This window comes from Acidovorax sp. BL-A-41-H1, assembly GCF_051942715.1.
The window spans coordinates 229,649-251,904 of the sequence record NZ_JBPVJQ010000005.1 but is presented as its reverse complement, the minus strand read 5'-3'; the positions used below and the strand labels follow the sequence as shown (position 1 = coordinate 251,904).

Genomic DNA, 22,256 nt, shown 5'->3' with positions numbered 1-22,256 from the left:
CTGTTTTCAGTCGGGCTCCGGGCTTTGACTCGCACGTCATTGGCAGGGAGGTTTCGACCGAAGCAGTCTGTCACGGCGCGATAGGGATCTGCCGTTTTTTGCTGTTCAGTTAAAGTCCGCGCCCTTGGGGTGACTTTGCCCTTGTCGCGCGCTTCGCATCTGAAGGGGCACTGCCCCCGTTGGACTGGTTTTAAACCCAGACTGCCGACTCAGGGCGGGATGGCGACGGATGCGGCCGTGTGAGCTGCGGCTTTAAAAGCGAAGAATAAATATGCTGCTAACCGATATCGCCGTAGAGCACACCGTAGTGTCCAAAAAGAACGGGGTTCGCCAGACCTTTGTGCTGCATCCGTTTACCGACACACAGCGGGATTCGCTGGGCAAATTCGAGGTCGTGCGCGATATCCGCGAGCCGGGACTCAAAGAGGGCAAACGTTCCACCTTCGTGTCGTTTCAACAATTGGCAGAGTTGTATGCCAAGGGTGTCCTCGAAGAATTCGGGTTCTCCGTTCGCATGTGTCCGGCTCAGGGCACCTACCCCGCCAAGAATCCGGCCAAAAAGATACTGCCTGCCAGCATCCGGCCCGGCTCGCCGTTCGAGCTGGCTGTTCAGCAGGTGGACGTATCAAAACCAGCCAGTCGCGAATTGAGGACCGCCCTGCTTCGCACCCACGTCAAGCTTTGAGGTAGCGACGCTGACCGATATGGGAGCTCCCGTGAATCCATCCATTGCCCATGCTGAACTCATTGCCACCTACAAGCGGGCGCAGGCCGATGCCACCCACAAATTCGGATTGATCAAAGCTGCGGCGGACAAGGGGCCCAAGGCCATCCAGGCCGCGTCCGACACCGCTGCCAAGGCGGCAAAACGCCGGGACTCGTTTGCAAAAAAACTGGGCCGGCTGGGAGTACGCGTCGAAGACTGAGTGCAGCCAAGTCCGCGGCGCAACGCCAGCCCTGGCGACTGTTCGCAACCGGCCTGATTGTGAAACCAGCGCCGTGGCCTGAGCATGAGCCTGCGCCGGTCGTTGCACCGGCTTGCAGAATGTTCAGGCCCCGAAGGCGTTCGCTCGATGCGCCGCGGTCACGAGTCGCGGCAACGCTCCTGTTTCAATAGCTGCGAGCGGTTGTCCTACGTGCGCCACGGGCCGATTTCGTCCAAATCTTCGCTCCAGCCCCTCGCCCCGTCTCGAAGCACCCTGGGCCAGGCACTGTGATTAAAATCAGTGTCTCGCCAGCCCACCCACCCCGCCATGACGGCGCAGCCCTCCCCCGCTTCGGACTCCCCGCACTCCATCACGGTCACCCGCTTCCACCGCACCCGCCTGATGCAGATCTGGCGCTCGGCAGGTTGGCCGTGCAAGGACGGGCTGGAGGTTGATCTGTTGGCTGCGGGACTCATCCAGCTGCACAGGGCGCCCGACGGTTGCGAAACCCTGCGTCTGACCGACCAAGGCATCCGCACCCTCGCGCAGGCCCGCCAGCGCGGGGTGCGCGCCCTGAGCCTGCACGACCGGCTGGGCCAGAAGTTCGCGTCGCAGCTGCTGGCTTCGGGCCGCATCGTGTGGACCGAGCTGTCGCTGCGTGCGGTGGTCGACACCCAGCCCCCACCCGTGCCGACAGCCGCAGACGGCTTGCCAGCCGCACTGGCGCCGCTGTGGGCCGACGATGAACAGGCCCCCGCTGCCCGCGTCGCTGCCAACGTGTGGCGCATGGCCCGGCCCGACCTGTTTTCGGTGCGCAACACCTCGGTGCCAGCGTACCTGCAGCCCATGGTGCACGAGGTCAAGGCCAGCCGGGCCGACCTGCTGTCGGACTTGCGGCACGACGCCAAGCGCCAGGCCTACCAGTGGCTGTGCGAGGAGTGCTACTACGTGTTCCCCGCGGGCATTGCCGAGCCCGAAGAGATCCCCGAACACTTTGGCATCTGGGTGCTGCACGGCAGCGTGGACAACGGCCGCTTCGAGCTGCTGCGCCCTGCAAGGCACAGCAGCTGCACGCTGCCCTTTGCGGTGTGGATGGCACTGTGCAAGGCCACCCCGCTGCGCAGCGAGGACGAACCCGCCCAGGCCCACCTGGGCGGTATCGAGGGCGCCGCCCCCGGGCCGGACGAAGCACCAGTAGCCACCCCGGCAACGTCCGCCCCCGACGCACCATGACCTACACCGTGGCGGTGCGCGAGCTGTGCGAATTCACCGCCAAGCAGGGCGACCTGGACCTGCGCTTCACGCCCGCGCCCACCGCGCTCGAAGGCATCGCAGGCCATGCCGTGGCCGCAGCGCGCCGGGGCACCGGCTACCGGGCCGAAGTGACGCTGAGCGGCAGTTACCAGACCCTGCGCGTGCGCGGCCGGGCCGATGGCTACGACCCCGCACAGCAACGCGTCGACGAGGTCAAGACCTTCAAGGGCAGCCTGGACCGCCAGCCCGCATCGCACCGCCACCTGCACTGGGCGCAGGCAAAGGTGTACGGCTGGCTGCTGTGCGAACAAGAGGGGCTGGCGCACATCGACGTGGCGCTGGTGTACCTGGACGTGGGCACGCAGCAGGAGACGGTGTTCACCGAGCGCTGCAGCGCCGCCGACCTGCGCCAGCATTTCGAGGCCCAGTGCCAGCGCTTCATTGCGTGGGCCGGGCGAGAGACGGCCCACCGCACGGCGCGCGATGCGGCGCTGGGCGCACTCGCATTCCCGTTTGGCGGCTTTCGCACCGGCCAGCGCCCGCTGGCCGAGGCCGTCTACAAGGCGGCCGTGGCGGGCCGATGCCTGCTGGCCCAGGCCCCCACCGGCATCGGCAAGACCATGGGCACCCTGTTTCCGCTGCTCAAGGCCGCGCCGGCACAGCGCATCGACAAGGTGTTCTTCCTGGCGGCCAAGACATCGGGGCGGCAGACAGCGCTGGATGCCCTGGCGCGCATGGCCCACAGCGCACCGGCACTGCCCCTGCGCGTGCTGGAACTGGTGGCGCGCGACAAGGCGTGCGAGTTCCCGGCCAACGCTTGCCACGGCGAATCCTGCCCACTGGCCCGCGGCTTTTACGACCGCCTGCCCGCCGCCCGCGCCGCGGCCGTGGCGAACGCCGATGACGGCAGCCCCGCCCCCGCGCTGCTGCAAACCCGCGTGCGCGACGTGGCCCTGCAGCACGACGTCTGCCCCTACTACCTGAGCCAGGAACTCGCCCGCTGGGCCGACGTGGTGGTGGGCGACTACAACTACTACTTTGACCTGGGCGGCCTGCTGCACGGCCTGGCCCAGGCCAACCAGTGGCGCACGGCGGTGCTGGTGGACGAGGCCCACAACCTCGTCGAGCGTGGGCGCAAGATGTTCACCGCCGAGCTGCACCCGGCCGCCCTGGCCCAGGCCCGCAGCAGCCCCGCCGCAGCACGCCACGCCCCGGTGAAGAAGGCGCTGGACAAGGTGCGCCGCGCCTGGGTGGCGCTGGACAAGGCCCAGACCGCCGCGTACACCGTGCTGGACGCTATGCCCGACAAGCTGCTGGCCGCGCTGCAGCAGTGCACCACCACACTCACCGAACACTTCACCGACCACCCCACCGAGCCCGACGCTGCCCTGCAGGCCTTCTACTTCGACGCTCTGCACCTGCAGCGCATGGCCGACCTGCTGGACGCGCATTCGATGGTGGACATCACCCGGCCTGCGGCAGGCCCCGGGGCGCGCCTGCCGAAGCCCGGCGACTCGGTGGTCTGCATCCGCAACTTGGTGCCCGCACCCTTCCTGCAGCCCCGGCTGGCGGCTGCGCACACCAGCACGCTGTTTTCGGCCACGCTGCAGCCCGCGCGCTACTACGCGGACCTGCTGGGCCTGCCCGCCGACCACGCGTGGGTGGATGTGGAATCTCCCTTTGCCGCGCGCCAGTTGCAGGTGCAGGTGGCACGCCACATCTCCACGCGCTATGCGCACCGTACTGCCTCGCTCGCACCCATCGCCGCGCTGATGGCGCAGCAGTTTCGCGAGCGGCCGGGCAACTACCTGGCGTTTTTCAGCAGTTATGACTATTTGCAGCAGGCCGCGGCGCTGTTTGCCCGGCAACACCCCGATGTGCCGCACTGGAGCCAATCGCGCCGCATGGCAGAGGGCGAGCAGCGCGAGTTTCTGGCGCGGTTCACCGACACCAGCCAGGGCATTGCGTTTGCCGTGCTGGGCGGCGCGTTTGCCGAGGGCATCGACCTGCCCGGCCAGCGGCTTGTTGGAGCCTTTGTGGCCACGCTGGGCCTGCCGCAGATCAACCCCGTCAACGAGCAGATCCGCGAGCGCATGCAGGCGCTGTTTGGCGCGGGGTATGACTACACCTACCTGTACCCCGGGCTGCAAAAGGTGGTGCAGGCCGCGGGCCGCGTGATCCGCACGCCCAGCGACGAAGGCGTAGTGCACCTCATGGACGAACGCTTTGCACAGCCGCAGGTGCGCAGCCTGCTGCCTGCGTGGTGGGCAGGCCCAGCGGGATGACACCCATCACGCGCCCATGGGGTGCCACAGCGCATGGCCCCATGGCGTCACATTGACTTCGGTCAAGCCGGCCGGCGCGCGACGGCACACAATGCCATGCCCTGCACTTGCGTCACGCCAGCGCCGCAGCAGCCTCACGCCACCACCCCGCCTGCCTTACCGATGCCCATGCCTTCTGCCCCCCGCCTTTTTCTTTGCGTTCTGGCCCCTGCCGCACTGCTGCTGGCCCTGCCCGGCTGCAAGCAGGCCACGGTTGAGGGCCCTGCACAGGTGGCGTTCGACACGCTGGTGGCTGCGTGCACCCAGCACCTGGCCGCGCGCGAGCCTTTTGTGCGCCCCGGCGGCACGGCGGAATGGGCGAAGACCGGCTACAGCCCCGCACAGGTGCAAGGAGAGGTCCAACGCACGGAATCCACAGTGACGCCCTACGTAGGCAAGATCGTGGTGAAGGACAACGAGGCCCGCGCCACCGCCCCCACTGAAGCCGCCGCCCAGGCCATCACGCTCACGCCTGCGCACCTGCTGTCCAACCGCACGCACACTTTCGTCTACAGCTTTGATGGCAAGCAGTGGGTGTGGCAAAACGGCCAGCGCCTGACCAAGATACCCGGGCAAAACGACGCCACCGTGCCGCTGGCGCGGGCCGACGTGGCGGCTACCGGGCCGCAGGGCTTTGCGCCGTGCCTGCCACGGTAGTGCTCCCTGGTAGCACTCGATTGACGCTATTATTTTTATAGCTTTCAGGCATTATCCTGATTGGACTTTCGGCCTTTTTGACCCAAAATCCGGTGCTAAGGCACCTTCAGGTGCCGCTCCAGAACGGCGCCAGCCGCTCCAGCACCTCAGGCGCCATGGCATCGCGGGGGGTGACCAGGGCGGCGTCGAGCGCGGTGTGGGCCGGTGAAGCCGGCAGCTCACGCCCCAGAATGCCGATGGCGTGCGCCGCAATGGCCTGGGCGTGTTCGGCGTTCTGCAGCAGGTTGGCAATGGCCGACGTGGCCGTGACGTTGGCCTCGCGCGGGTTCCAGCAGTCGTAGTCGGTGACCATGGCCAGTGTGGCGTAGGCCATCTGCGCCTCCAGCGCCAGGCGGGCTTCGGGCATGTTGGTCATGCCGATCACGCTGGCGCCCATGCTGCGGTACCAGTGCGACTCGGCCCGGGTCGAAAACTGCGGCCCCTCGATACACAGGTAGGTGCCGCCGCGGTGCAGGCGCACCTTGTCGTTCAGGCCGGCGGCCGCCAGCGCGCGCGCCAGCACGTCCGACACCGCCGGGCACACCGGCTGCGCCATCGACACATGGGCTACTGCGCCAGCGCCAAAAAACGTGCCCTCACGGCGCCTTGTCATGTCGATGAACTGGTCGGGCAGCACCATGTCCAGCGGCCGCATCTCCTCGCGCAGCGACCCCACAGCCGAAAGCGAGACCAGGTAGCGCACCCCCAGCTGGCGCAGGGCATGGATATTGGCGCGGTACGGCACCTCCGACGGAATCAGCCGGTGCCCCCGGCCATGGCGCGCAAGAAACGCCACCGGAACGCCGCTCACCTCTCCCGTCACGATGGCATCCGAGGGCGGGCCGTACGGCGTGTCGATGCGCTGCTCCTGCGCATTTTCCAGCGCCGCCATGTGGTACAGCCCGCTGCCGCCGATAACGCCGATCACTGCCTTGGTCATGTGGATCACTCCAGATAGTTGGGTTGGTTGCGCAAGCTTGGTCGCTGCCACGCGGTCTTTTATTACGCGAGTGTAAGAATGAACCCGGCGGGTGCGACCAAGCTGCATCGAACCACCACGCCGGGTACGTCCCGACGTGTTCACCCGTTGATGAAAACCAAGCTCCCTCCGCCACTAGGCTTACCGACTGCACACCGACCATGAAGACCGCCACTGCTTCCCATGTCCCGCGCCACACCCGACCCGCGCGCAGCGCCGTGCCCACCCGAGGCTGCCGCGCATGAAGCAGCGCCTGGTGCTGGTCGGCGGCGGACATGCGCACCTGTCGGTGCTGGAGGCGCTGGCCCGCCAGCCCAAGCCAGGCGTCGAGGTCACGCTGATCACGCCGTCGGCCTGGCAAAACTACTCGGGCATGCTGCCCGGCTGGATCGCGGGGCACTACGCCCTGGACAACAGCCGCATCGACCTGCGCCCCCTTGCGGCCGCCGCTGGCGCGCGGCTCATCCTGGACAGCGTGGTGGGCATGGATGCCGCCCGCCATTGCGTGGGCCTCACCGATGGAAGGCATGTGCACTACGACCTGCTGTCCCTGGATGTGGGCAGCGAGACGGCCACGTCGTGGCTACAGGCGCTCGGCCCTGCGCTCTTGCCCGTGAAGCCGCTGGACCATTTTTTCGACCGCTGGCCCAACGAGCTGGCGCAGGCCAGGGCACGGGGCACCTGCCGGCTGGTGGTGGTGGGCGCGGGCGCCGCGGGGGTCGAGCTGGCCCTGGCCGCGCAGCACGCGCTGCAGCAGGCCGGCGTGCAGGCGCGCGTGGACCTGGTCGCATCTGAAAACGGCGTGCTGGCAGGCCACCACCCGCGTGTGCAACAGCGCGTGCTGGCCTATGCCCGCCGGGCCGGCCTGCACCTGCACATGCAGCGGGCCGTGGGTGGCGAGGGCGGCGTGCTGCTGGCCGATGGCCGCTTTCTGCCCGCCGACCTGGTCATTGCCGCCACCGGGGCACGCGCGCCAGTGTGGCTGTCGATGTCGGGCCTGGCACTCGACCCGGCAGGCTACGTTCTGGTGGACAGCTACCAGCGCAGCACCTCGCACGCCGATGTATTCGCGGCGGGCGATGTGTGCGCACGGCCTGGCTCGGCCCTTGCGCGCTCGGGTGTGCATGCCGTGCATGCAGGGCCGGTGCTGGCACGCAACCTGATGGCGGCCCTGGACGGCAGGCCGCTGCACACCTATTCCCCCAAGCCCAACGCGCTGTACCTGCTGGCCTGCGGGCCGCGCTACGCCATCGCATCGTGGGGCGCGTGGTCGGCGCAGGGCCACTGGGTGTGGCGCTGGAAGGACTGGATCGACCGGCGGTTCATCCGCCGCTTTGCGCCCGGGCGATGGCCCGTCCAATCCAGGGGCGATGGGAGTTCGGCATGATCGAAAAAACACGGAGCGAACATGGAGCTTGAGGATATAGAGGACGTGGCAGGCAGTGTGCTGGCCGACCCGCGGGCCCTGCAAAGCCTGCGCGAGCAGATGCTGCGGTTTGCCACCCTGCAGCTGGGCGACGAGCCGCTGGCCGAAGACGCCGTGCAGGAGGCGCTGATCGGCGCATTGAAGAACGTCTCGGCCTTTCGGGGCCAGGCGGCGCTCAAGACGTGGGTGTTCGCCATCCTCAAGAACAAGATCGCAGACACCCTGCGCCAGAAAAAGCGGCTGGGCGAAGCCAGCGCACTGATGCGGGAGCGGGACGGCGAGGAAGACCTGGATGAACTCTTCAACGCCCGGGGCATGTGGGAGCCCGACGAGCGCCCCGCCGCCTGGGGCAACCCGCAGGAAAGCCTGCACCAGGCCCAGTTCTGGAAGGTATTTGAGCTGTGCCTGGACGGCCTGCCCGGCCACCAGGCCCGCGTGTTCATGATGCGCGAATACATCGGGCTCGAATCCGACGAGATCTGCAGCACCGTGGGCATCTCCACATCCAACCTGAATGTGCTGATGCATCGTGCCCGGCTGCGCCTGCGCGAATGCCTGGAGAACCACTGGTACATGAAGAAGAAGGAGCAGCCATGCTGAACTGCAAGTCCGCCACCGGGCTGGTGTCACAAGCCCAGGAGCGCACCCTGGGCATGACCGAAAAACTGCGCCTGAACGTGCACCTGATGATGTGCGCGGGCTGCCGCAACTTCAGCCAGCAGATCCCGTTCCTGAGCCAGCTGATGCGCGCCCACGCGCAGGGCGACGACGAGAAAGCCCGCCGCTGATGCAGCCGCGCGCAAGGTCCACAACCCGCCTGTGTAAGAAACCGGCAACGCCCACCGACCAAGCAGCACACAGCCCCAAAGCTGCCAACGCCTGACCCACGAGAAGCTCCATGCACGCCACCTTGCCCCTCCTTGAAGCCACCACGTTCCCGGCCCTGCACCGCGGCGCACTGACCACGCTGCAGGTCAACCTGGGCTACCGCTGCAACCAGACCTGCGTGCACTGCCATGTCAATGCCGGGCCCAACCGCACCGAAATGATGGACGACGCACACCTGGACCTGGTGGTGGATGTGCTGCGGGCCCGGTCGATTGGCGTGCTGGACCTTACGGGTGGTGCGCCCGAACTCAACGAGGGCTTTCGCCACCTGGTGCGCCGCGCGCGGGCCCTGGGCGTGCATGTGATGGACCGCTGCAACCTCACCATCCTGTTCGAGCCCGGGCAGGAAGACCTGGCCGAGTTTCTGGCCGAGCAGCAGGTGGAGGTGGTGGCATCGCTGCCCTGTTATTCGATGGACAACGTGGACAAGCAGCGCGGCAAGGGCGTGTTCGACAAGAGCATTGCGGCGCTGCAAAAGCTCAACGCGCTGGGCTACGGCCAGCCCGGCACCGGCCCCAAGCTGAGCCTGGTCTACAACCCGCAGGGGCCATCGTTGCCGCCCGAGCAGGGCGCCCTGCAGGCCGACTACAAGCGCGAGCTCAAGGCGCATTTCGGCATCGACTTCAACGAGCTGTTCGTCATTACCAACATGCCCATCCAGCGGTTTGGTTCGATGCTGGTCTCCAAGGGGCAGTTCCACAGCTACATGCAGCTGCTGCGCAGCAGCTTCACCGACAACAACCACGCAGCGGTGATGTGCCGCAGCCTCATTAGCGTGGACTGGCAGGGCCACCTGTACGACTGCGACTTCAACCAGCAGCTCGGCCTGCCCCTGCCGGCGGCTGAAGGCCTGCCCTTCAAGCCGCGCCCGCACCTCACGGACCTGCTGGCGCAGGACCCGGCCGGTCTGCCCGTGCGCATTGCCGACCACTGCTTTGGCTGCACCGCTGGGCAAGGCAGCAGCTGCGGTGGCGCGCTCAAAGCCTGACACGCCCGGGCAACCACCATGAAAAACCTCAAATCGGTCGCGCTGCTGGCAGCGGCGGCGCTGGGCGTGGGCGCGTTCTTTGCGCTGGGCGGCCAGCGGTGGCTCACGCTGGATGGCCTCAAGGCCGGGCTGGACCAGTTCCTGGCGTGGAAAGACGCATCGCCTGTGCTGCTGGGCCTGGCGTTTGGCGCTGTGTATGTGCTCGTCACGGCCCTTTCGCTGCCGGGCGCGGTGATCATGACGCTGGCCGCCGGGGCCGTGTTCGGCCTCTTCTGGGGCACGGTCATCGCGTCGTTTGCCTCCACGCTGGGCGCCACGCTTGCCTTCTGGAGCGCGAGGTACCTGCTGCGCGACTGGGTGCAGGCGCGCTTTGGCGACCGACTGAAACCCATCAACGACGGCATGGCGCGCGATGGGGCGTTCTACCTGTTCACGCTGCGGCTGGTGCCGGTGTTCCCGTTTTTTCTCATCAACCTGGTGATGGGGCTGATGCCCATCCGCACGCTCACGTTCTATGGCGTGAGCCAGCTAGGCATGCTGGCGGGCACGCTGGTGTACGTAAATGCCGGCACGCAGCTGGCGCAGATCACCAGCCTGTCGGGCATTGTGTCGCCCGGCGTGCTGCTGTCGTTTGTGCTGCTGGGTGTGTTCCCGCTGCTCGCCAAGGCCGTGCTGGGCTGGCTGGCGCGCCGCCGCGTGTATGCGCGCTGGAAGCAGCCAGAGCGCTACGACCGCAACCTCATCGTGATCGGCGCGGGCGCAGCCGGGCTGGTCACCGCCTACATCGGCGCGGCCGTGAAAGCCAAGGTCTCGCTGGTCGAGGCGCACAAGATGGGTGGCGACTGCCTGAACTACGGCTGCGTGCCCAGCAAGGCACTGATCAAGACGGCCAAGCTGGCCTCGGCCATGCGCCATGCCGACCGCTATGGCCTGACGCCTGCCACACCCCAGTTCAGCTTCAGGCAGGTGATGGCGCGCGTGCACGATGTGGTGCGCGCCATTGCACCGCACGACAGCGTGGAGCGCTACGAATCGCTGGGCGTGGAGGTGCTGCAGGGCTACGGCCGCGTCATAGACCCGTGGACGGTAGAGATTGAGGCCGCAGATGGCACCCGCCAGCGCCTGACCACCCGCAGCATCGTCATTGCCGCCGGTGCGCGGCCGATGGTGCCGCCCCTGCCCGGACTGGACGACGTGGGCTATGTCACCAGCGACACGCTGTGGGACCACTTTGGCCAGATGGACGCAGCCCCGGCGCGGGTGGTGGTGCTGGGCGGTGGCCCCATCGGCTGCGAACTGGCGCAGGCGCTGGGCCGCCTGGGCTCGGCCGTCACGCAGGTCGAGATGGGCCCGCGCCTCATGCCGCGCGAAGATGCCGAGGTGTCTGACCTGGTGCGTGCTGCGCTCGCGCACGACGGCGTGGAGGTGCTCACCAGCCACAAGGCTGTGCGCTGTGAACGCGAAGAACAAGGCGACGAGCAAGGCGGCGCGGTGCGCAAGTGGATCATCGTCGAGCACAACGGTGTGGAGCGGCGCATCGAGTTTGACGCGCTGGTGTGCGCCGTGGGCCGCGTGGCACGGCTGCAGGGCTATGGCCTGGAGGCACTGGGCATCCCGGTGGACCGCACCGTCGTCACCAACGAGTACCTCGAAACGCTGTACCCCAACATCTATGCAGCGGGTGACGTGGCAGGGCCCTACCAGTTCACCCACACAGCCGCCCACCAGGCCTGGTACGCCGCGGTGAATGCGCTGTTCGGGCAGTTCAAGCGGTTCAAGGTCGACTACTCGGTGATTCCTTGGGCCACGTTTGTGGACCCGGAGGTGGCACGCGTGGGCCTGAATGAGCAGGAGGCGCGCGACAAGGGCATTGCCTTTGAGGTCACCCGCTACGGCATCGACGACCTGGACCGCGCCATTGCCGACGGCACCGCGCATGGCTTTGTGAAGGTGCTCACGGTGCCGGGCAAGGACCGCATCCTGGGCGTGACCATCGTGGGCGAGCATGCGGCCGACCTACTGGCCGAGTTCGTGCTGGCCATGAAGCACGGCCTGGGCCTGAACAAGATTTTGGGCACCATCCACACCTACCCCACGCTGGCCGAGGCCAACAAATACGCAGCGGGCGAATGGAAGCGTGCCCACGCGCCGCAGCAGCTACTGGCGTGGGTGCAGCGCTACCACGCCTGGCGCAGGGGCTGAAGGCGCAGCATGGCAACAACGCTTTCGGTGATTGTCCCCATGCTGAACGAAGCGGCTGCGCTGCCCGTGCTGGGCGCGCAGCTTGAAAGCCTGGCAGCCCAGGGGATAGAGGTGATCCTGGTGGACGGCGGCAGCAGCGATGGCAGTGCCGACATGGCCGAGCAGATGGCGCAGCGGATGGGCTTTGTAGTGGTGCGGTCGGCGCGCGGGCGGGCAGTACAGATGAACGCCGGGGCGGCCCGTGCGCGCGGCGATGTGCTGCTGTTCCTGCATGCCGACACACGCCTGCCTGACACCGCTACCGCGTCACTCTCGCGGGTTGATCCGGACACTATTGCATGGGGGCGCTTTGACGTGACCATCGAAGGTCGGCCCGCCATGCTCAGGGTGGTGGGGGCCCTGATGAACTGGCGCTCGCGCATCACCGGCATTGCCACGGGCGACCAGGCGATCTTCATGACCCGCAAGGCCTTCGATGCGGTGGGCGGGTTTCCGCTGCAGCCGCTCATGGAAGACATTGAAATTACCAGCCGCCTGCGCCGCATGGCCCGCCCGCTGTGCCTGGCCGAGCGCGTGACCACCTCGGGCCGGCGCTGGGAGCAGCGCGGTGTGTGGCGCACCATCGTGCTCATGTGGCGGCTGCGCTGGGCCTACTGGCGCGGCGTGCCCGCCAGCGACATTGCAAAGGCCTACCGGTGAAGCCGACACGCATCATCATCATCGCCAAGGCGCCGATCCCGGGCTTTTGCAAGACACGGCTCGCGCCGGCCATCGGCACCGAGGCAGCGGCCCGTCTGGCGCGCCGCATGCTGCGTGATGCGGTGAACAGCGCGTGCAGCGCCAACGTGGGGCCGGTGGAGCTGTGCGTGACGCCCGGCGTGGATGCTTTTGACTGGGCATCGCTGGGCCTGCCTGCATCGGTGGAATGGTCCGAGCAGGGAGACGGCGATCTGGGCGAGCGCATGGGCGGCGCAGCGCAACGCACCGTGGCTGCGGGGGAAGCGGTGCTGCTGATCGGCACCGACTGCCCCGGCCTGGACGCGGCCGTGCTGCGCAACGCCACCGCGGCGCTCTCTGACCACGACGCCGCCATGGTGCCCACGGCCGACGGCGGCTATGCACTGCTGGGCCTTGCGCGATTTGACGCGCTGGTGTTTGCCGACATGCCCTGGAGCACGGACGCCGTGGCCACCCTCACGCGGCAGCGTCTGCAGCAACTGGGCTGGAGCCTGCACACCCTGCCGACACTGCACGACATCGACGAACCGGCAGACCTTCGCCATCTGCCCGCCCGCTGGCAGGCCGAGCTGCCATCTTCTTACCCTTCGGAGCCTTCATGCGCGTGACCCACCACTCCCTGCTTTTTGCTGCATTGGCGGCGCTACTGCAAGCCACTGCGCCTGCCGCGTTGGCCGCACCCGTGCGCGTAGGCGAGTTTTCGACCGCAAGCGCCCTGCCACCCGACTGGCAGGTGGTGCACATCGACCAGCGCGTGCCCGCCACGCGCTACCGCACCCTGCAGTGGGACGGCCGCTCCGCCGTGGAGGCGAGCGCCACCGCCAGCATGGCCCTGCTGGCCCGCCCGCTGGAGATCGACCTGCAAAAGACACCCGTGCTGTGCTGGATGTGGCGGGTCGATGCCGTGCTGCAGCAGGCCGATCTGGCCCGCAAGGCGGGTGACGACTACGCGGCCCGCGTATACGTAGCCTTCAGCCTGCCACCCGAATCACTGGGTGCAGGACTGCGCCTGAAGCTGGCGCTGGGGCGCAGCCTGTTTGGCAACCTGGTGCCGGATGCGGCCGTCAACTACGTCTGGGACAACCGCCACCCCGTGGGCACCCGCGCCTTCAACGCCTACACCGACCGCGCGGCCATGGTGGTACAGCGCTCGGGCAACGGGCAGGCGGCCAAGTGGGTGGCCGAGCGGGTGAACGTGCTGGCCGATGCCACGCGGGCGTTTGGCGCCCTGCCCTTCAAGGCCACGTCGCTGGCCATTGCATCGGACACCGACAACACGGGTGAGACCGCGCGCGCCGGTTTTTCAGACCTGCATTTCGTGGCGGCGGATGAGGCGTGCGATTTTTCTGCCCCGGCGTCGAAATAGCAGGCTCAGGCGCTGTAAGAACAGCCTGCCCGCCAGCGACCAAACCCCGTACACGAACCGATCCACCGCCACTTGCAACACGACCCCATGACCACACCCTTGCACCGCCGTACCTTTGCCGCCATGGCGCTCATCGCTGCCGCCGCGGGAGCTGCGCCGCACCTCGCGCTGGCGCAAGCCGCCCTCCCCCCGCTGCAGCTGGGCGTGGGCATGTTCCAGCCCGACCGGGAAAAGAACGACGCCACCTACCGCCCGCTGGCCGCCTACCTGGCAAGCCAGCTGGGCCGCCCTGTGCAGCTGCGCACGGTAGACAGCTGGGAAGGCCTGGCCAAGTCGCTGGCCAATGGCGAGACCGACATGGCGCTCATGGGCCCCTGGGGCTATGTGCTGGCCAACCACGAAGCCGGCGCGCAGGTGGTTTCCACCATCCTGTACCACGGTAAGCCCGAGTACCACGCCATCATCATCACGCACCCCAGATCCGGCATCAACACCCTTGCCGACCTCAAGGGGCGCACGTTTGCGTTTGGCGACAAGGGATCGACCTCGGGCTACCTGATTCCCCGCCACCACTTCATGACCCTGGGCCTCAACCCCGACACGTATTTCAGCAAGGTGCTGCACACCAGACACCAGGCCATTGAAACGCAGGTGACGCAGGGCGTGCTGGATGCAGGGGCGGACTACGACCGCAACCGCAACGCGATGATCGAGCAGGGCCTCATCAAAGCCGAGCAGTCGCGCATCATCTGGACGTCGGCCCCGCTGCCCAACGATGCCTTTGCGGTCAGCAAGGCGCTGGCGGCGGACAAGGCTTTTGTCACGCACCTGCAGGCTGCCTTGTCGGGCGTGGGAGCCGCACTCGCTTCGCAGCCCCAGCTGCTTCCTGCGCACTACACCGGTTTTGTAGTGCGCGACAACAGCTTCTACAAGCCCATCCGTGATGCGGGCCTGGCCACTGGCAACCTGAAGGCGCGTTGACCATGGTCCACCTGCAGCGGCACCTTTGGGCCAGTGGGCGCCTTGGCTTCGGTGCGCTGGGCCTTGTGTACGCAGCGCTGGTGATCGCCTGCGTGTGGACTTTGCTCGCCGAAGGCGACCTGTCCATGGGCCGCGCCCCGCTCGCCAACCTGGCCAAGACGCTGGGCGAGTTCGCCTACCCCAGCTTTCTCGACGTATGGTTTGGCAACCCGAGGCTCGAGTACACCAGCGACGACGGCACCGTGCTGCGGGTGGAAAACCGCCAGCAGGTGGAGGCCGACTACCTGGCCGGGCTGGCCCGCGCCACCTGGACCACCGTACGCATCGCCACGCTGGGCTCGCTGCTGGGGGCAGTGCTGGCGTTGCCACTGGCCGTGCTCACGGCACGCAACCTGGCGGCACCACGCGCCCTGGCCATGGCGGCCAAGGCAGTGCTCGACACCTTGCGCTCCATCCACACCCTGGTGTTTGGCCTGGTGCTGGTCGGCATTGTGGGGTTGGGGCCCACGGCGGGCATTCTGGCCATAGGCCTACATTCCATGGGCACCTACGGCAAGCTGTTTGCCGAGGCCATCGAGTCGCTCGACATGGCCGCCATCCACGCCGTGCAGGGCGTGGGAGCCAGCCGCACACAGGTGTTTTTCAACGCCGTGTGGCCCACGGTGCTGCCGCAGTTTGTGTCGGCCCACCTGTACATCTGGGAATTCAATATCCGCGACTCCACCATCCTCGGCATCATCGGCGCGGGCGGGCTGGGCCTGCTGATCTCGGAAGCCACCTCCCTTTTCCAGTGGGACCGGCTGGCCACGGTGCTGCTGGTGGTGGTGCTGCTGGTGGCGTCATTCGACGCGATGAGCCGGCGCATACGGAGGGCGCTGGCATGAACATGCCCTGCATCGAGCTGCGCAACGTGCGCTGCGACATCGGCGGCCGAACCGTGCTCGACATCCCTCAGCTGCGCATTGCGCCCGGGGAGCGCGTGGCCGTGATTGGCCACAACGGCGCGGGCAAATCCACGCTGTTCCGGCTCCTGACCGGGTTCATGGCGCCCGCGCAAGGCTCCGCCCAGGTGCTGGGCCGGGACCTGGGCCAGGGGCTGGGTGCGCGCGAGCTGCGCCTGCTGCGTCAGGAGGTCGGCCAGGTCATGCAGGGGCTGCACCTGGTGGGGCGCCTGTCGGTGCTCGACAACGTGCTGATCGGCGCACTGGCCCGCGTGCGGGGCTGGCGCAGCTGGGCGAGAGTTTTTCCCGCCGCCGAGGTCACACGCGCAGAGGCCGCGCTGCAGCAGGTGGGCCTGCTGGCGCGTGCTGGCGCCCGGGCAGACCAGCTCTCGGGCGGCGAGCGGCAAAAGGCCGGCGTGGCCCGCATGCTGGTGCAGGGCCCGCGTCTCATCCTCGCCGATGAACCCACCGCAGCGTTAGACCCGGCTGCCGCGGCCGAGGTCTGCCAGCTGCTGGCAGCATCTGCCGCTGGCGCCACCCTCATCACCGTGGTGCACAACCCCGCCCTATTGCCGGTGCTGGCCCGCCGCGTGATCGGCCTGCGCCAGGGCCGCATCGCGTTCGACCTGCCCGTGGACGAGGTGGGCGACCGCCAGTTGCTCGACCTGTACCGACCCGCTGACCAGGAGCCCGTAGCCCACTGGCACATTCCCGCCGCACCCGTGCGCGCCCCCATTTCCGAAAGCACCCGATGAGCCCATCACCCGATGCCACCGCCGGCCGCACTTGCCCGCTGCGCTACCGCTACGGCCCACAGGCCATCGCAAGCGCGCCCGCCCGCGCGGCGGATGTGCTGTATGTGATTGGCGGCCTGTACGGCAACGTGGCTGCGCTCGATGTGATCGAGCAGATGGCGGCGCAGGAAACCGGTACGGTCACCCTGTGCTTCAACGGCGACTTCAACTGGTTCAACGTGGACGACCCCGGCTTTCGCGAGATCAATGCCCGCGTGCTGCGCCATGATGCCATCGCCGGCAACGTGGAGGCCGAACTGCCCGTGGAGGGTGACGACGCCGGCTGCGGCTGTGCCTACCCGCCCGAGGTGTCGGGCGAGGTGGTGGAGCGCTCCAACCGCATCCACGCCCGGCTCAAGGCCACGGCGCAGCGGCATCCCGATCTGCTCGTGCAGCTTGCAGCCCTTCCCATGTTGGCCCGCTACCAGGTCGGCGATTGTCGCGTGGGCGTGGTGCACGGCGATGCCGATTCGCTGGCCGGCTGGCGTTTTGCCGTAGACCAGATTGGCAGGCCTGAACAGGCTCCGTGGCTGGCAGAGGCATTTGGCGCCGCACAGGTGGATGTGTTTGCATCCACCCACACCTGCGAGCCCGTACTGCACCACACCGCCATGCCCCAGGGCGCAGTGGTCATCAACAACGGAGCCGCGGGCATGCCCAACGCGGGGGGCGCGCTGCCGGGCCTCATCACGCGCATTTCAGCCCGCCCGTCGCCCCATGCGGCATCGCACGGCGCGCAGGTGGCCGGGGTGAATGTGGACGCGCTGCCCGTGCACTACAACCAGGCACGTTGGCTGTCGCTGTTCACGGCCAACTGGCCTGCGCAGAGCGACGCCCATGCGTCGTACTTCGGACGGATCAGCGGGCTGCGAGTGACCGCCGCCGCATGCTGATGGCAAAACACATCACTGCATCGAAGCCCTGAACTTCTGCTCGTCGAACATCAGCGAGCCGGGAAAGCTGATGCGCTTTGCCGTGCAGTCCGCCACGCTCAGCTTGATGGCCCGGCGTTCTTCATCGGTCTTGGCAGCCTGAAGGCGCCCGCCGGAGTTCACTTCGGTTGCGCAGGCTGCGACCTGCTTGGCCAGGCTGTAGCCGGCGATGAAGCGCAAGCCGTAGTAGCCCACCACGACGACGATGGCGAGCAACATTGCTTTCTTGAGCAGATCGATCACTGGATTCCCCCTCATGTTTTGGGGGAATGTATGAGCGGACCAGATAGCCCTTTCCGTTGACGGGAAATTGGGCGCAGGCAGCGTCGCCGCGTACAGGGGTCAGCGACACCTGAACCGAAATTGCCGGCGCTGCCCAGGCTTCAGTCGTGTGACACCGCCGCTTCACAGCTTGGCGATGGACACTTCGGTGGACTTCACCAGTGCGACCACGTCAGAACCGACGACCAGAGCCAGATCGTCCACCGAGCGGGTGGTGATGACCGAAGTGACGATGCCCCAGGGCGTTTCGACATCGACCTCCGAGACGACATCGCCGCGAATGATCTCGCGCACTTTGCCCTTGAACTGATTGCGAACGTTGATGGCTTGGATGGACATAGGGTTCTCCTTGAAAAGTCCGTTGAACGAAAAAAAGATGGGTTGAAGACAGAGGTGGCGTTGCGGGCTATACCGCCCAGCGCAGTCCATGGGCCGCCACGCCCGGCCAGGGCAGCGGGCTGGCTGCGGGCTCGGGGTCGGGCTTTTGCAGCACGCGGTCGAGGATGCGTTTTTCCAGCTGCGCAAAGGCGGCCTCGCCGTGTACCCGGGGGCGCGGCAGGTCAATGCGCTGGTCCAGCGCGATCTGGCCGTCCTCGATCAGGATCACACGGTCGGCCAGGGCCACGGCCTCCTGCACGTCGTGCGTGACCAGCAGCGCGGTAAAGCCAGACTGCCGCCACAGGCCCTCGATAAGGCGGTGCATCTCGATGCGGGTCAGCGCATCCAGCGCGCCCAATGGTTCGTCCAGCAGCAAAAGGCGCGGCTTGTGCACCAGCGCCCGTGCCAGTGCCACGCGCTGGCGCTGGCCGCCCGACAGGCGCGCGGGCCATTCGCCCAGCCGGTCGCCCAGGCCCACACGGGTCAGCACGTCGGCGGCATCGGCGCGCCGCTCGGGTGCCAGGCCCAGGGCCACGTTCTCGGCCACCCGCTTCCAGGGCAGCAGGCGCGAGTCCTGGAACATGATGCGGGTGTCGGTGCTCAGGCCTGCAACGTCCTGGCCGTCGAGGCGGATCGCCCCGCCGGACACGGACTCCAGCCCCGCCACCAGCCGCAGCAAGGTGCTCTTGCCGCAGCCGCTGCGGCCCACGATGGCGACGAACTCGCCGGGCTCGATTACCAGTTCGGTTTCTTTGAGCACGTCGCGCGCGCCGTAGCGCTTGTCCACGCCGCGCACTTCCAGGCGTACGCCCTGGCTTTTTGAAGGTGAATGAGTAGTCACAATGACCTCCTGCGCTTATCAATCAAGCGCTAGCAGCTATAAAAAGGTGAGTAATTGGGCGCAGTGGCTGCACTGGGCGCGACCTAATGCGCTGGACGCCGCGCAAGGGCCGCCCCGCCGCGCTGGCGTCGTCCCCCTTCCCCTAGCGCGCAGCGCGTAGAGAGAAGGGGGAAGCCGCGCAGCGGCTCAGGGGGATGCATATCCAGGATGCCAGCGCAGCCAGTAGCGCTCTAGCCCCTTGGCAAACACATCCGCCAGCTTGCCCAGCAAGGCGTACAGCAGGATGCGCACCAGCACGATGTCGGTCTGCAGGAACTCGCGGGCATTCATCGTGAGGTAGCCAATGCCGGCCTGCGCCGAAATCGTTTCGGCCACGATCAGGATCACCCACATCAAGCCCAGCGAGAACCGCAGCCCCACCAGGATGCTGGAGAGCGCGCCCGGCAGGATGATCTGCCGATATAGCTGCCAGCGGCCGAGGCCGTAGGTGCGGCCCATCTCGATCAGCCCCGGGTCCACATTGCGGATGCCGTGGAAGGTGTTGAGGTAGATCGGAAAGAACACCGACACGCTGATGAGGAACAGCTTGGCCGATTCATCGATGCCAAACCACAGGATCACCAGCGGGATCAGCGCCAGCGCCGGAATGTTGCGCACCATCTGGATGGTGGAATCCAGCAATGTTTCGAACAGCTTGACCGAACCCGTGAGCAGGCCCAGCAGCAGCCCCAGGCCCCCGCCAATGGCCAGCCCGGTGAGGGCGCGGCCGGCACTGACCTGGACATGCGTCCACAGCTCGCCCGACGCAGCGAGCGTCCAGGCGGCCTTCGCCACCTCGAAGGGTGCAGGCAGCACGCGGGTGGACAGCCAGCCTTGCGACGAGGCGACCTGCCACAGCACGACCAGGCCCACGGGCACAAGCCATGGCAGCAGGCGCTGCGCGATCTGCCTGGCAAAGCGCCCCACGGCTGCGGGAAGCGGCGGTACGTCAATGGGCAGGTCTGCGGCGTCGGCCAGTGGAGATACCTGCAGTTCTTTCGCGGTGTATGTCATGGGTCGGCTCCGGTCAGCTCTGGGACGCACGCGGTACAAAGTCGTTGGCCACGGTTTCGCCGAACGGCCCCAGCGGGTTGCCAAACAGGGGGTTGCCGCTGGACAGCTGGCTGCGCAGCGGCAGGGGCAGCAGCGGGAACACCAGCTCGGCAAAGCGGTAGGCCTCGTCCAGGTGCGGATAGCCCGAGAACACGAAGGTGTCGAGCCCCAGCGCGGCGTATTCCTCGATGCGTGCCGCCACGGTTTGCGGATCGCCCACCAGCGCGGTGCCCGCACCGCCGCGCACCAGGCCCACACCGGCCCACAGGTTGGGGCTGATCTCCAGGTCCTTGCGGGTGCGCTTGGCGCCGCCTGCATGCAGCGCGGCCATGCGGCGCTGGCCTTCGGAATCCATGCGCGCAAACACTGCCTGGGCGCGCACCACCGTGTCGTCGCTGACGTGGCTGATGAGTTCCTCGGCAGCAGCCCAGGCCTGCTCGTCCGTCTCGCGCACGATGACATGAAGGCGGATGCCGAAGTTGACGGTACGGCCGTGCCTGGCAGCGCGCTCGCGCACATCGGCCACCTTTTTGGCCACCTCGGCCGGCGGCTCGCCCCATGTCAGATAGGTTTCCACCTGCTCGGCCGCCAGGTCGTGCGCAGCGGACGACGAGCCGCCAAAGTACACCGGTGGGTGTGGCTGCTGCACCGGCGGGAAGAGCAGCTTGGCACCTTTCACCGACAGGTGCTGGCCTTCAAAGTCCAGCGATTCGCCCCGGTGGCTGCGCGCCAGAATCTCGCGCCAGATGCGGATAAATTCGGCCGACTGTTCGTAGCGCGCGGCGTGGTCCAGAAACACGCCATCGCCCTCCAGCTCGGCCTGGTCGCCGCCCGTCACCAGATTGATCAGCAGGCGCCCGCCCGAGAGCCGGTCGAACGTTGCTGCCATGCGGGCAGCCAACGCGGGCTGGTGCAGGCCCGGCCGCACGGCCACCAGGAACTTGAGGTTGCGCGTGACCGGCAGCAAGCTGGCCGCCACCACCCACGGGTCTTCGCACGAGCGACCGGTGGGGATGAGTACGCCTTCGTAGCCCAGGCTGTCTGCCGCCACGGCGACCTGCTTCAGATAGTCGTGGTTGAGCTGGCGCGCGCCTTTGGCGGTGCCGAGATAACGGCTGTCGCCGTGGGTGGGAATGAACCAGAAAATTTTCATGAAGACCTCAGGGGGTTGGATGGATCGATGGCTCAGGACAGGGCGGCAGCGCCAGTCAGCTGCGCAGAGGCAGGCCGCCACACGATGTCGGAAACACGCACAGGCTTTGGGATCAGGCCGAGCTTGAAAAACGCATCGGCCACGCGCTGCTGGTCGGCCACGGTCTCGGCGTTCAGCAGCCCCACGGGGGACGACGGGCGGCGCTGGATGAACAGGCTGACAACGCCTGCATCCAGCCCGCTGAAGTCGGCAATCAGCTTGATGGCGTCCGTGCGCGCATCCTGTGCCAGCCGGTCGGCGCGGCTGAGTTCCTCAAACAGCACGCGCAGTACCTGCGGGTGGGCCTGCACAAACGGGCGGGCCGCCAGATAGAACGAGTTGTTGCTGCTGGCCAGATCACGGCCGGTTGCAAGCACACGCGGCTGGATGGCCAGCTCGGTAGCGGCGTAGAACGGGTCCCAGATGGCCCAGGCGTCCACGCTCTTGCGCTCGAATGCGGCACGCGCGTCGGCGGGGGTCAGGTACACCGGCTGGATGTCGGCCCATTGCAGCCCGGCCCGCTCGACCGCACGCACCAGCAGGTAGTGGGCGCTGCTGCCTTTTTGCACGGCAATGCGGCGGCCCTTGATGTCGGCCAGCGTGCGCAGTTGCGAATCCTTGAGCACCAACAGGGCAGAGCTGTCGGGCTTGGGCGGCTCGGCACCCACGTACAGCAGGTCCTTGCCCGCGGCCTGGGCGAACACGGGGGGCGAGTCCCCGGTCAGGCCAAACTCCAGACTGCCCACCGACAAGGCTTCGAGCAGTTGGGGGCCCGCCGGAAACTCGAGCCAGCTCACGCGGGTGCCGGGGAAGCGCTTTTCCAGCACCCCTTGCTGCTTGAGGATGACCAGGTTGACAGCCGACTTCTGGTAACCAATGCGCAGTTGCTCAGGGCCGGGAACAGCGGGGCTTTGCGCGTGGGCATAGCGGCTGGACAGCGCCCAGTTGAAGGCGGTGACGCCCAGCAGTTGCAGTGCGCGACGCCGCTCGGGACTCAGATGGGAATGGGTCATGTTGACTCCTTTCTTTGCGGTAC

24 protein-coding genes are annotated in these 22,256 nt (G+C 67.3%); 17 read left to right on the top strand and 7 right to left on the bottom strand.

Annotated features, from left to right (window positions below):
• The first annotated feature begins 271 nt into the window (after positions 1-271).
• The 5 genes from ACTPOI_RS12270 (at position 272) to ACTPOI_RS12250 (ending at position 5,161) form a co-directional block, all read left to right on the top strand.
• Positions 272-685 carry a hypothetical protein gene (locus ACTPOI_RS12270; protein ID WP_440109164.1) on the top strand — a complete coding sequence of 138 codons (414 nt, stop codon included), beginning with the start codon at positions 272-274 and terminating at the stop codon, positions 683-685.
• A gap of 31 nt (positions 686-716) precedes the next feature.
• Positions 717-926 (top strand): hypothetical protein, encoded by a 210-nt coding sequence (locus tag ACTPOI_RS12265; RefSeq protein WP_440109162.1) that lies wholly within the window; start codon positions 717-719, stop codon positions 924-926.
• 327 nt (positions 927-1,253) lie between these two features.
• Complete coding sequence (locus ACTPOI_RS12260; RefSeq protein ID WP_440109160.1) at positions 1,254-2,159, top strand: hypothetical protein; 906 nt, start codon at positions 1,254-1,256, stop codon at positions 2,157-2,159.
• Positions 2,156-4,465: an ATP-dependent DNA helicase gene (locus ACTPOI_RS12255; RefSeq protein ID WP_440109158.1), complete on the top strand. Its 2,310-nt coding sequence runs from the start codon at positions 2,156-2,158 to the stop codon at positions 4,463-4,465. The genes ACTPOI_RS12260 and ACTPOI_RS12255 overlap by 4 nt, the downstream gene beginning before the upstream one ends.
• A 168-nt stretch (positions 4,466-4,633) precedes the next feature.
• Positions 4,634-5,161 (top strand): hypothetical protein, encoded by a 528-nt coding sequence (locus ACTPOI_RS12250; RefSeq protein WP_440109156.1) that lies wholly within the window; start codon positions 4,634-4,636, stop codon positions 5,159-5,161.
• Between the two features lie 106 nt (positions 5,162-5,267).
• On the opposite strand, the gene mtnP is transcribed toward ACTPOI_RS12250, so the two are convergent.
• Positions 5,268-6,140 (bottom strand): S-methyl-5'-thioadenosine phosphorylase, encoded by an 873-nt coding sequence (gene mtnP, locus ACTPOI_RS12245; protein WP_440109154.1) that lies wholly within the window; start codon positions 6,138-6,140, stop codon positions 5,268-5,270.
• 280 nt (positions 6,141-6,420) lie between these two features.
• Here mtnP and ACTPOI_RS12240 point away from each other — a divergent pair, with 280 nt between their 5' ends.
• From ACTPOI_RS12240 to ACTPOI_RS12185, 12 genes are all read left to right on the top strand, one after another.
• Positions 6,421-7,566 (top strand): FAD-dependent oxidoreductase, encoded by a 1,146-nt coding sequence (locus tag ACTPOI_RS12240; protein WP_440109152.1) that lies wholly within the window; start codon positions 6,421-6,423, stop codon positions 7,564-7,566.
• Positions 7,567-7,587: 21 nt separating this feature from the next.
• Positions 7,588-8,205: an RNA polymerase factor sigma-70 gene (locus ACTPOI_RS12235; protein WP_440109150.1), complete on the top strand. Its 618-nt coding sequence runs from the start codon at positions 7,588-7,590 to the stop codon at positions 8,203-8,205.
• Positions 8,199-8,393 carry a zf-HC2 domain-containing protein gene (locus ACTPOI_RS12230; protein WP_440109148.1) on the top strand — a complete coding sequence of 65 codons (195 nt, stop codon included), beginning with the start codon at positions 8,199-8,201 and terminating at the stop codon, positions 8,391-8,393. The genes ACTPOI_RS12235 and ACTPOI_RS12230 overlap by 7 nt, the downstream gene beginning before the upstream one ends.
• A 110-nt stretch (positions 8,394-8,503) precedes the next feature.
• Positions 8,504-9,481, top strand: a complete 978-nt coding sequence (gene arsS / locus ACTPOI_RS12225) for an arsenosugar biosynthesis radical SAM (seleno)protein ArsS (RefSeq protein ID WP_440109146.1) — start codon at positions 8,504-8,506, stop codon at positions 9,479-9,481.
• Between the two features lie 18 nt (positions 9,482-9,499).
• Positions 9,500-11,683, top strand: coding sequence for an FAD-dependent oxidoreductase (locus ACTPOI_RS12220; RefSeq protein ID WP_440109144.1), 2,184 nt, complete (start codon positions 9,500-9,502; stop codon positions 11,681-11,683).
• A gap of 9 nt (positions 11,684-11,692) precedes the next feature.
• Positions 11,693-12,382: a TIGR04283 family arsenosugar biosynthesis glycosyltransferase gene (locus ACTPOI_RS12215; protein ID WP_440109142.1), complete on the top strand. Its 690-nt coding sequence runs from the start codon at positions 11,693-11,695 to the stop codon at positions 12,380-12,382.
• The gene (locus ACTPOI_RS12210) at positions 12,379-13,029 is read left to right on the top strand and encodes a TIGR04282 family arsenosugar biosynthesis glycosyltransferase (protein WP_440109140.1); all 651 of its coding nucleotides are present in this window, start codon (positions 12,379-12,381) and stop codon (positions 13,027-13,029) included. Before ACTPOI_RS12215 ends, ACTPOI_RS12210 begins: the two co-directional genes overlap by 4 nt.
• Positions 13,020-13,787, top strand: a complete 768-nt coding sequence (locus ACTPOI_RS12205; RefSeq protein ID WP_440109138.1) for a DUF3047 domain-containing protein — start codon at positions 13,020-13,022, stop codon at positions 13,785-13,787. Before ACTPOI_RS12210 ends, ACTPOI_RS12205 begins: the two co-directional genes overlap by 10 nt.
• A gap of 87 nt (positions 13,788-13,874) precedes the next feature.
• Positions 13,875-14,768, top strand: a complete 894-nt coding sequence (locus ACTPOI_RS12200; protein ID WP_440109136.1) for a phosphate/phosphite/phosphonate ABC transporter substrate-binding protein — start codon at positions 13,875-13,877, stop codon at positions 14,766-14,768.
• Positions 14,769-14,770: 2 nt separating this feature from the next.
• Positions 14,771-15,652, top strand: coding sequence for a phosphonate ABC transporter, permease protein PhnE (gene phnE / locus ACTPOI_RS12195; RefSeq protein WP_440109134.1), 882 nt, complete (start codon positions 14,771-14,773; stop codon positions 15,650-15,652).
• Complete coding sequence (locus tag ACTPOI_RS12190; RefSeq protein ID WP_440109132.1) at positions 15,649-16,464, top strand: phosphonate ABC transporter ATP-binding protein; 816 nt, start codon at positions 15,649-15,651, stop codon at positions 16,462-16,464. The genes phnE and ACTPOI_RS12190 overlap by 4 nt, the downstream gene beginning before the upstream one ends.
• On the top strand, positions 16,461-17,396 hold the full coding sequence (locus tag ACTPOI_RS12185; RefSeq protein ID WP_440109130.1) for a hypothetical protein: 936 nt from the start codon (positions 16,461-16,463) through the stop codon (positions 17,394-17,396). Before ACTPOI_RS12190 ends, ACTPOI_RS12185 begins: the two co-directional genes overlap by 4 nt.
• A gap of 12 nt (positions 17,397-17,408) precedes the next feature.
• Here ACTPOI_RS12185 and ACTPOI_RS12180 read toward each other — a convergent pair whose 3' ends face one another.
• The 6 genes from ACTPOI_RS12180 to ACTPOI_RS12155 form a co-directional block, all read right to left on the bottom strand.
• Entirely contained in the window at positions 17,409-17,693 is a 285-nt protein-coding gene (locus ACTPOI_RS12180) for a hypothetical protein (protein WP_440109128.1), read from the bottom strand.
• A gap of 147 nt (positions 17,694-17,840) precedes the next feature.
• Positions 17,841-18,056 carry a TOBE domain-containing protein gene (locus ACTPOI_RS12175; RefSeq protein ID WP_056168199.1) on the bottom strand — a complete coding sequence of 72 codons (216 nt, stop codon included), beginning with the start codon at positions 18,054-18,056 and terminating at the stop codon, positions 17,841-17,843.
• Between the two features lie 67 nt (positions 18,057-18,123).
• A complete protein-coding gene (locus tag ACTPOI_RS12170) occupies positions 18,124-18,936 on the bottom strand; it encodes an ATP-binding cassette domain-containing protein (protein ID WP_440109125.1) in 813 nt (270 codons plus the stop codon).
• A 186-nt stretch (positions 18,937-19,122) separates the two neighbouring features.
• The gene (gene ssuC, locus ACTPOI_RS12165; RefSeq protein WP_440109123.1) at positions 19,123-19,989 is read right to left on the bottom strand and encodes an aliphatic sulfonate ABC transporter permease SsuC; all 867 of its coding nucleotides are present in this window, start codon (positions 19,987-19,989) and stop codon (positions 19,123-19,125) included.
• A 13-nt stretch (positions 19,990-20,002) separates the two neighbouring features.
• Complete coding sequence (gene ssuD, locus ACTPOI_RS12160) at positions 20,003-21,181, bottom strand: FMNH2-dependent alkanesulfonate monooxygenase (RefSeq protein ID WP_440109121.1); 1,179 nt, start codon at positions 21,179-21,181, stop codon at positions 20,003-20,005.
• A 32-nt stretch (positions 21,182-21,213) separates the two neighbouring features.
• Positions 21,214-22,233, bottom strand: a complete 1,020-nt coding sequence (locus ACTPOI_RS12155) for a sulfonate ABC transporter substrate-binding protein (RefSeq protein ID WP_440109119.1) — start codon at positions 22,231-22,233, stop codon at positions 21,214-21,216.
• Positions 22,234-22,256 lie beyond the last annotated feature (23 nt).

Excerpts from the sequence above, each read along its gene's own strand:
- ACTPOI_RS12270 (WP_440109164.1), top strand. The coding sequence starts at position 272 with ATGCTGCTAACCGATATCGCCGTAGAGCACACCGTAGTGTCCAAAAAG.
- ACTPOI_RS12260 (WP_440109160.1), top strand. The coding sequence starts at position 1,254 with ATGACGGCGCAGCCCTCCCCCGCTTCGGACTCCCCGCACTCCATCACG.
- ACTPOI_RS12255 (WP_440109158.1), top strand. The coding sequence starts at position 2,156 with ATGACCTACACCGTGGCGGTGCGCGAGCTGTGCGAATTCACCGCCAAG.
- ACTPOI_RS12250 (WP_440109156.1), top strand. The coding sequence starts at position 4,634 with ATGCCTTCTGCCCCCCGCCTTTTTCTTTGCGTTCTGGCCCCTGCCGCA.
- mtnP (WP_440109154.1), bottom strand. The coding sequence starts at position 6,140 with ATGACCAAGGCAGTGATCGGCGTTATCGGCGGCAGCGGGCTGTACCAC.
- ACTPOI_RS12240 (WP_440109152.1), top strand. The coding sequence starts at position 6,421 with ATGAAGCAGCGCCTGGTGCTGGTCGGCGGCGGACATGCGCACCTGTCG.
- ACTPOI_RS12235 (WP_440109150.1), top strand. The coding sequence starts at position 7,588 with ATGGAGCTTGAGGATATAGAGGACGTGGCAGGCAGTGTGCTGGCCGAC.
- ACTPOI_RS12230 (WP_440109148.1), top strand. The coding sequence starts at position 8,199 with ATGCTGAACTGCAAGTCCGCCACCGGGCTGGTGTCACAAGCCCAGGAG.
- arsS (WP_440109146.1), top strand. The coding sequence starts at position 8,504 with ATGCACGCCACCTTGCCCCTCCTTGAAGCCACCACGTTCCCGGCCCTG.
- ACTPOI_RS12220 (WP_440109144.1), top strand. The coding sequence starts at position 9,500 with ATGAAAAACCTCAAATCGGTCGCGCTGCTGGCAGCGGCGGCGCTGGGC.
- ACTPOI_RS12215 (WP_440109142.1), top strand. The coding sequence starts at position 11,693 with ATGGCAACAACGCTTTCGGTGATTGTCCCCATGCTGAACGAAGCGGCT.
- ACTPOI_RS12205 (WP_440109138.1), top strand. The coding sequence starts at position 13,020 with ATGCGCGTGACCCACCACTCCCTGCTTTTTGCTGCATTGGCGGCGCTA.
- ACTPOI_RS12200 (WP_440109136.1), top strand. The coding sequence starts at position 13,875 with ATGACCACACCCTTGCACCGCCGTACCTTTGCCGCCATGGCGCTCATC.
- phnE (WP_440109134.1), top strand. The coding sequence starts at position 14,771 with ATGGTCCACCTGCAGCGGCACCTTTGGGCCAGTGGGCGCCTTGGCTTC.
- ACTPOI_RS12190 (WP_440109132.1), top strand. The coding sequence starts at position 15,649 with ATGAACATGCCCTGCATCGAGCTGCGCAACGTGCGCTGCGACATCGGC.
- ACTPOI_RS12185 (WP_440109130.1), top strand. The coding sequence starts at position 16,461 with ATGAGCCCATCACCCGATGCCACCGCCGGCCGCACTTGCCCGCTGCGC.
- ACTPOI_RS12180 (WP_440109128.1), bottom strand. The coding sequence starts at position 17,693 with ATGAGGGGGAATCCAGTGATCGATCTGCTCAAGAAAGCAATGTTGCTC.
- ACTPOI_RS12175 (WP_056168199.1), bottom strand. The coding sequence starts at position 18,056 with ATGTCCATCCAAGCCATCAACGTTCGCAATCAGTTCAAGGGCAAAGTG.
- ssuC (WP_440109123.1), bottom strand. The coding sequence starts at position 19,989 with ATGACATACACCGCGAAAGAACTGCAGGTATCTCCACTGGCCGACGCC.
- ssuD (WP_440109121.1), bottom strand. The coding sequence starts at position 21,181 with ATGAAAATTTTCTGGTTCATTCCCACCCACGGCGACAGCCGTTATCTC.
- ACTPOI_RS12155 (WP_440109119.1), bottom strand. The coding sequence starts at position 22,233 with ATGACCCATTCCCATCTGAGTCCCGAGCGGCGTCGCGCACTGCAACTG.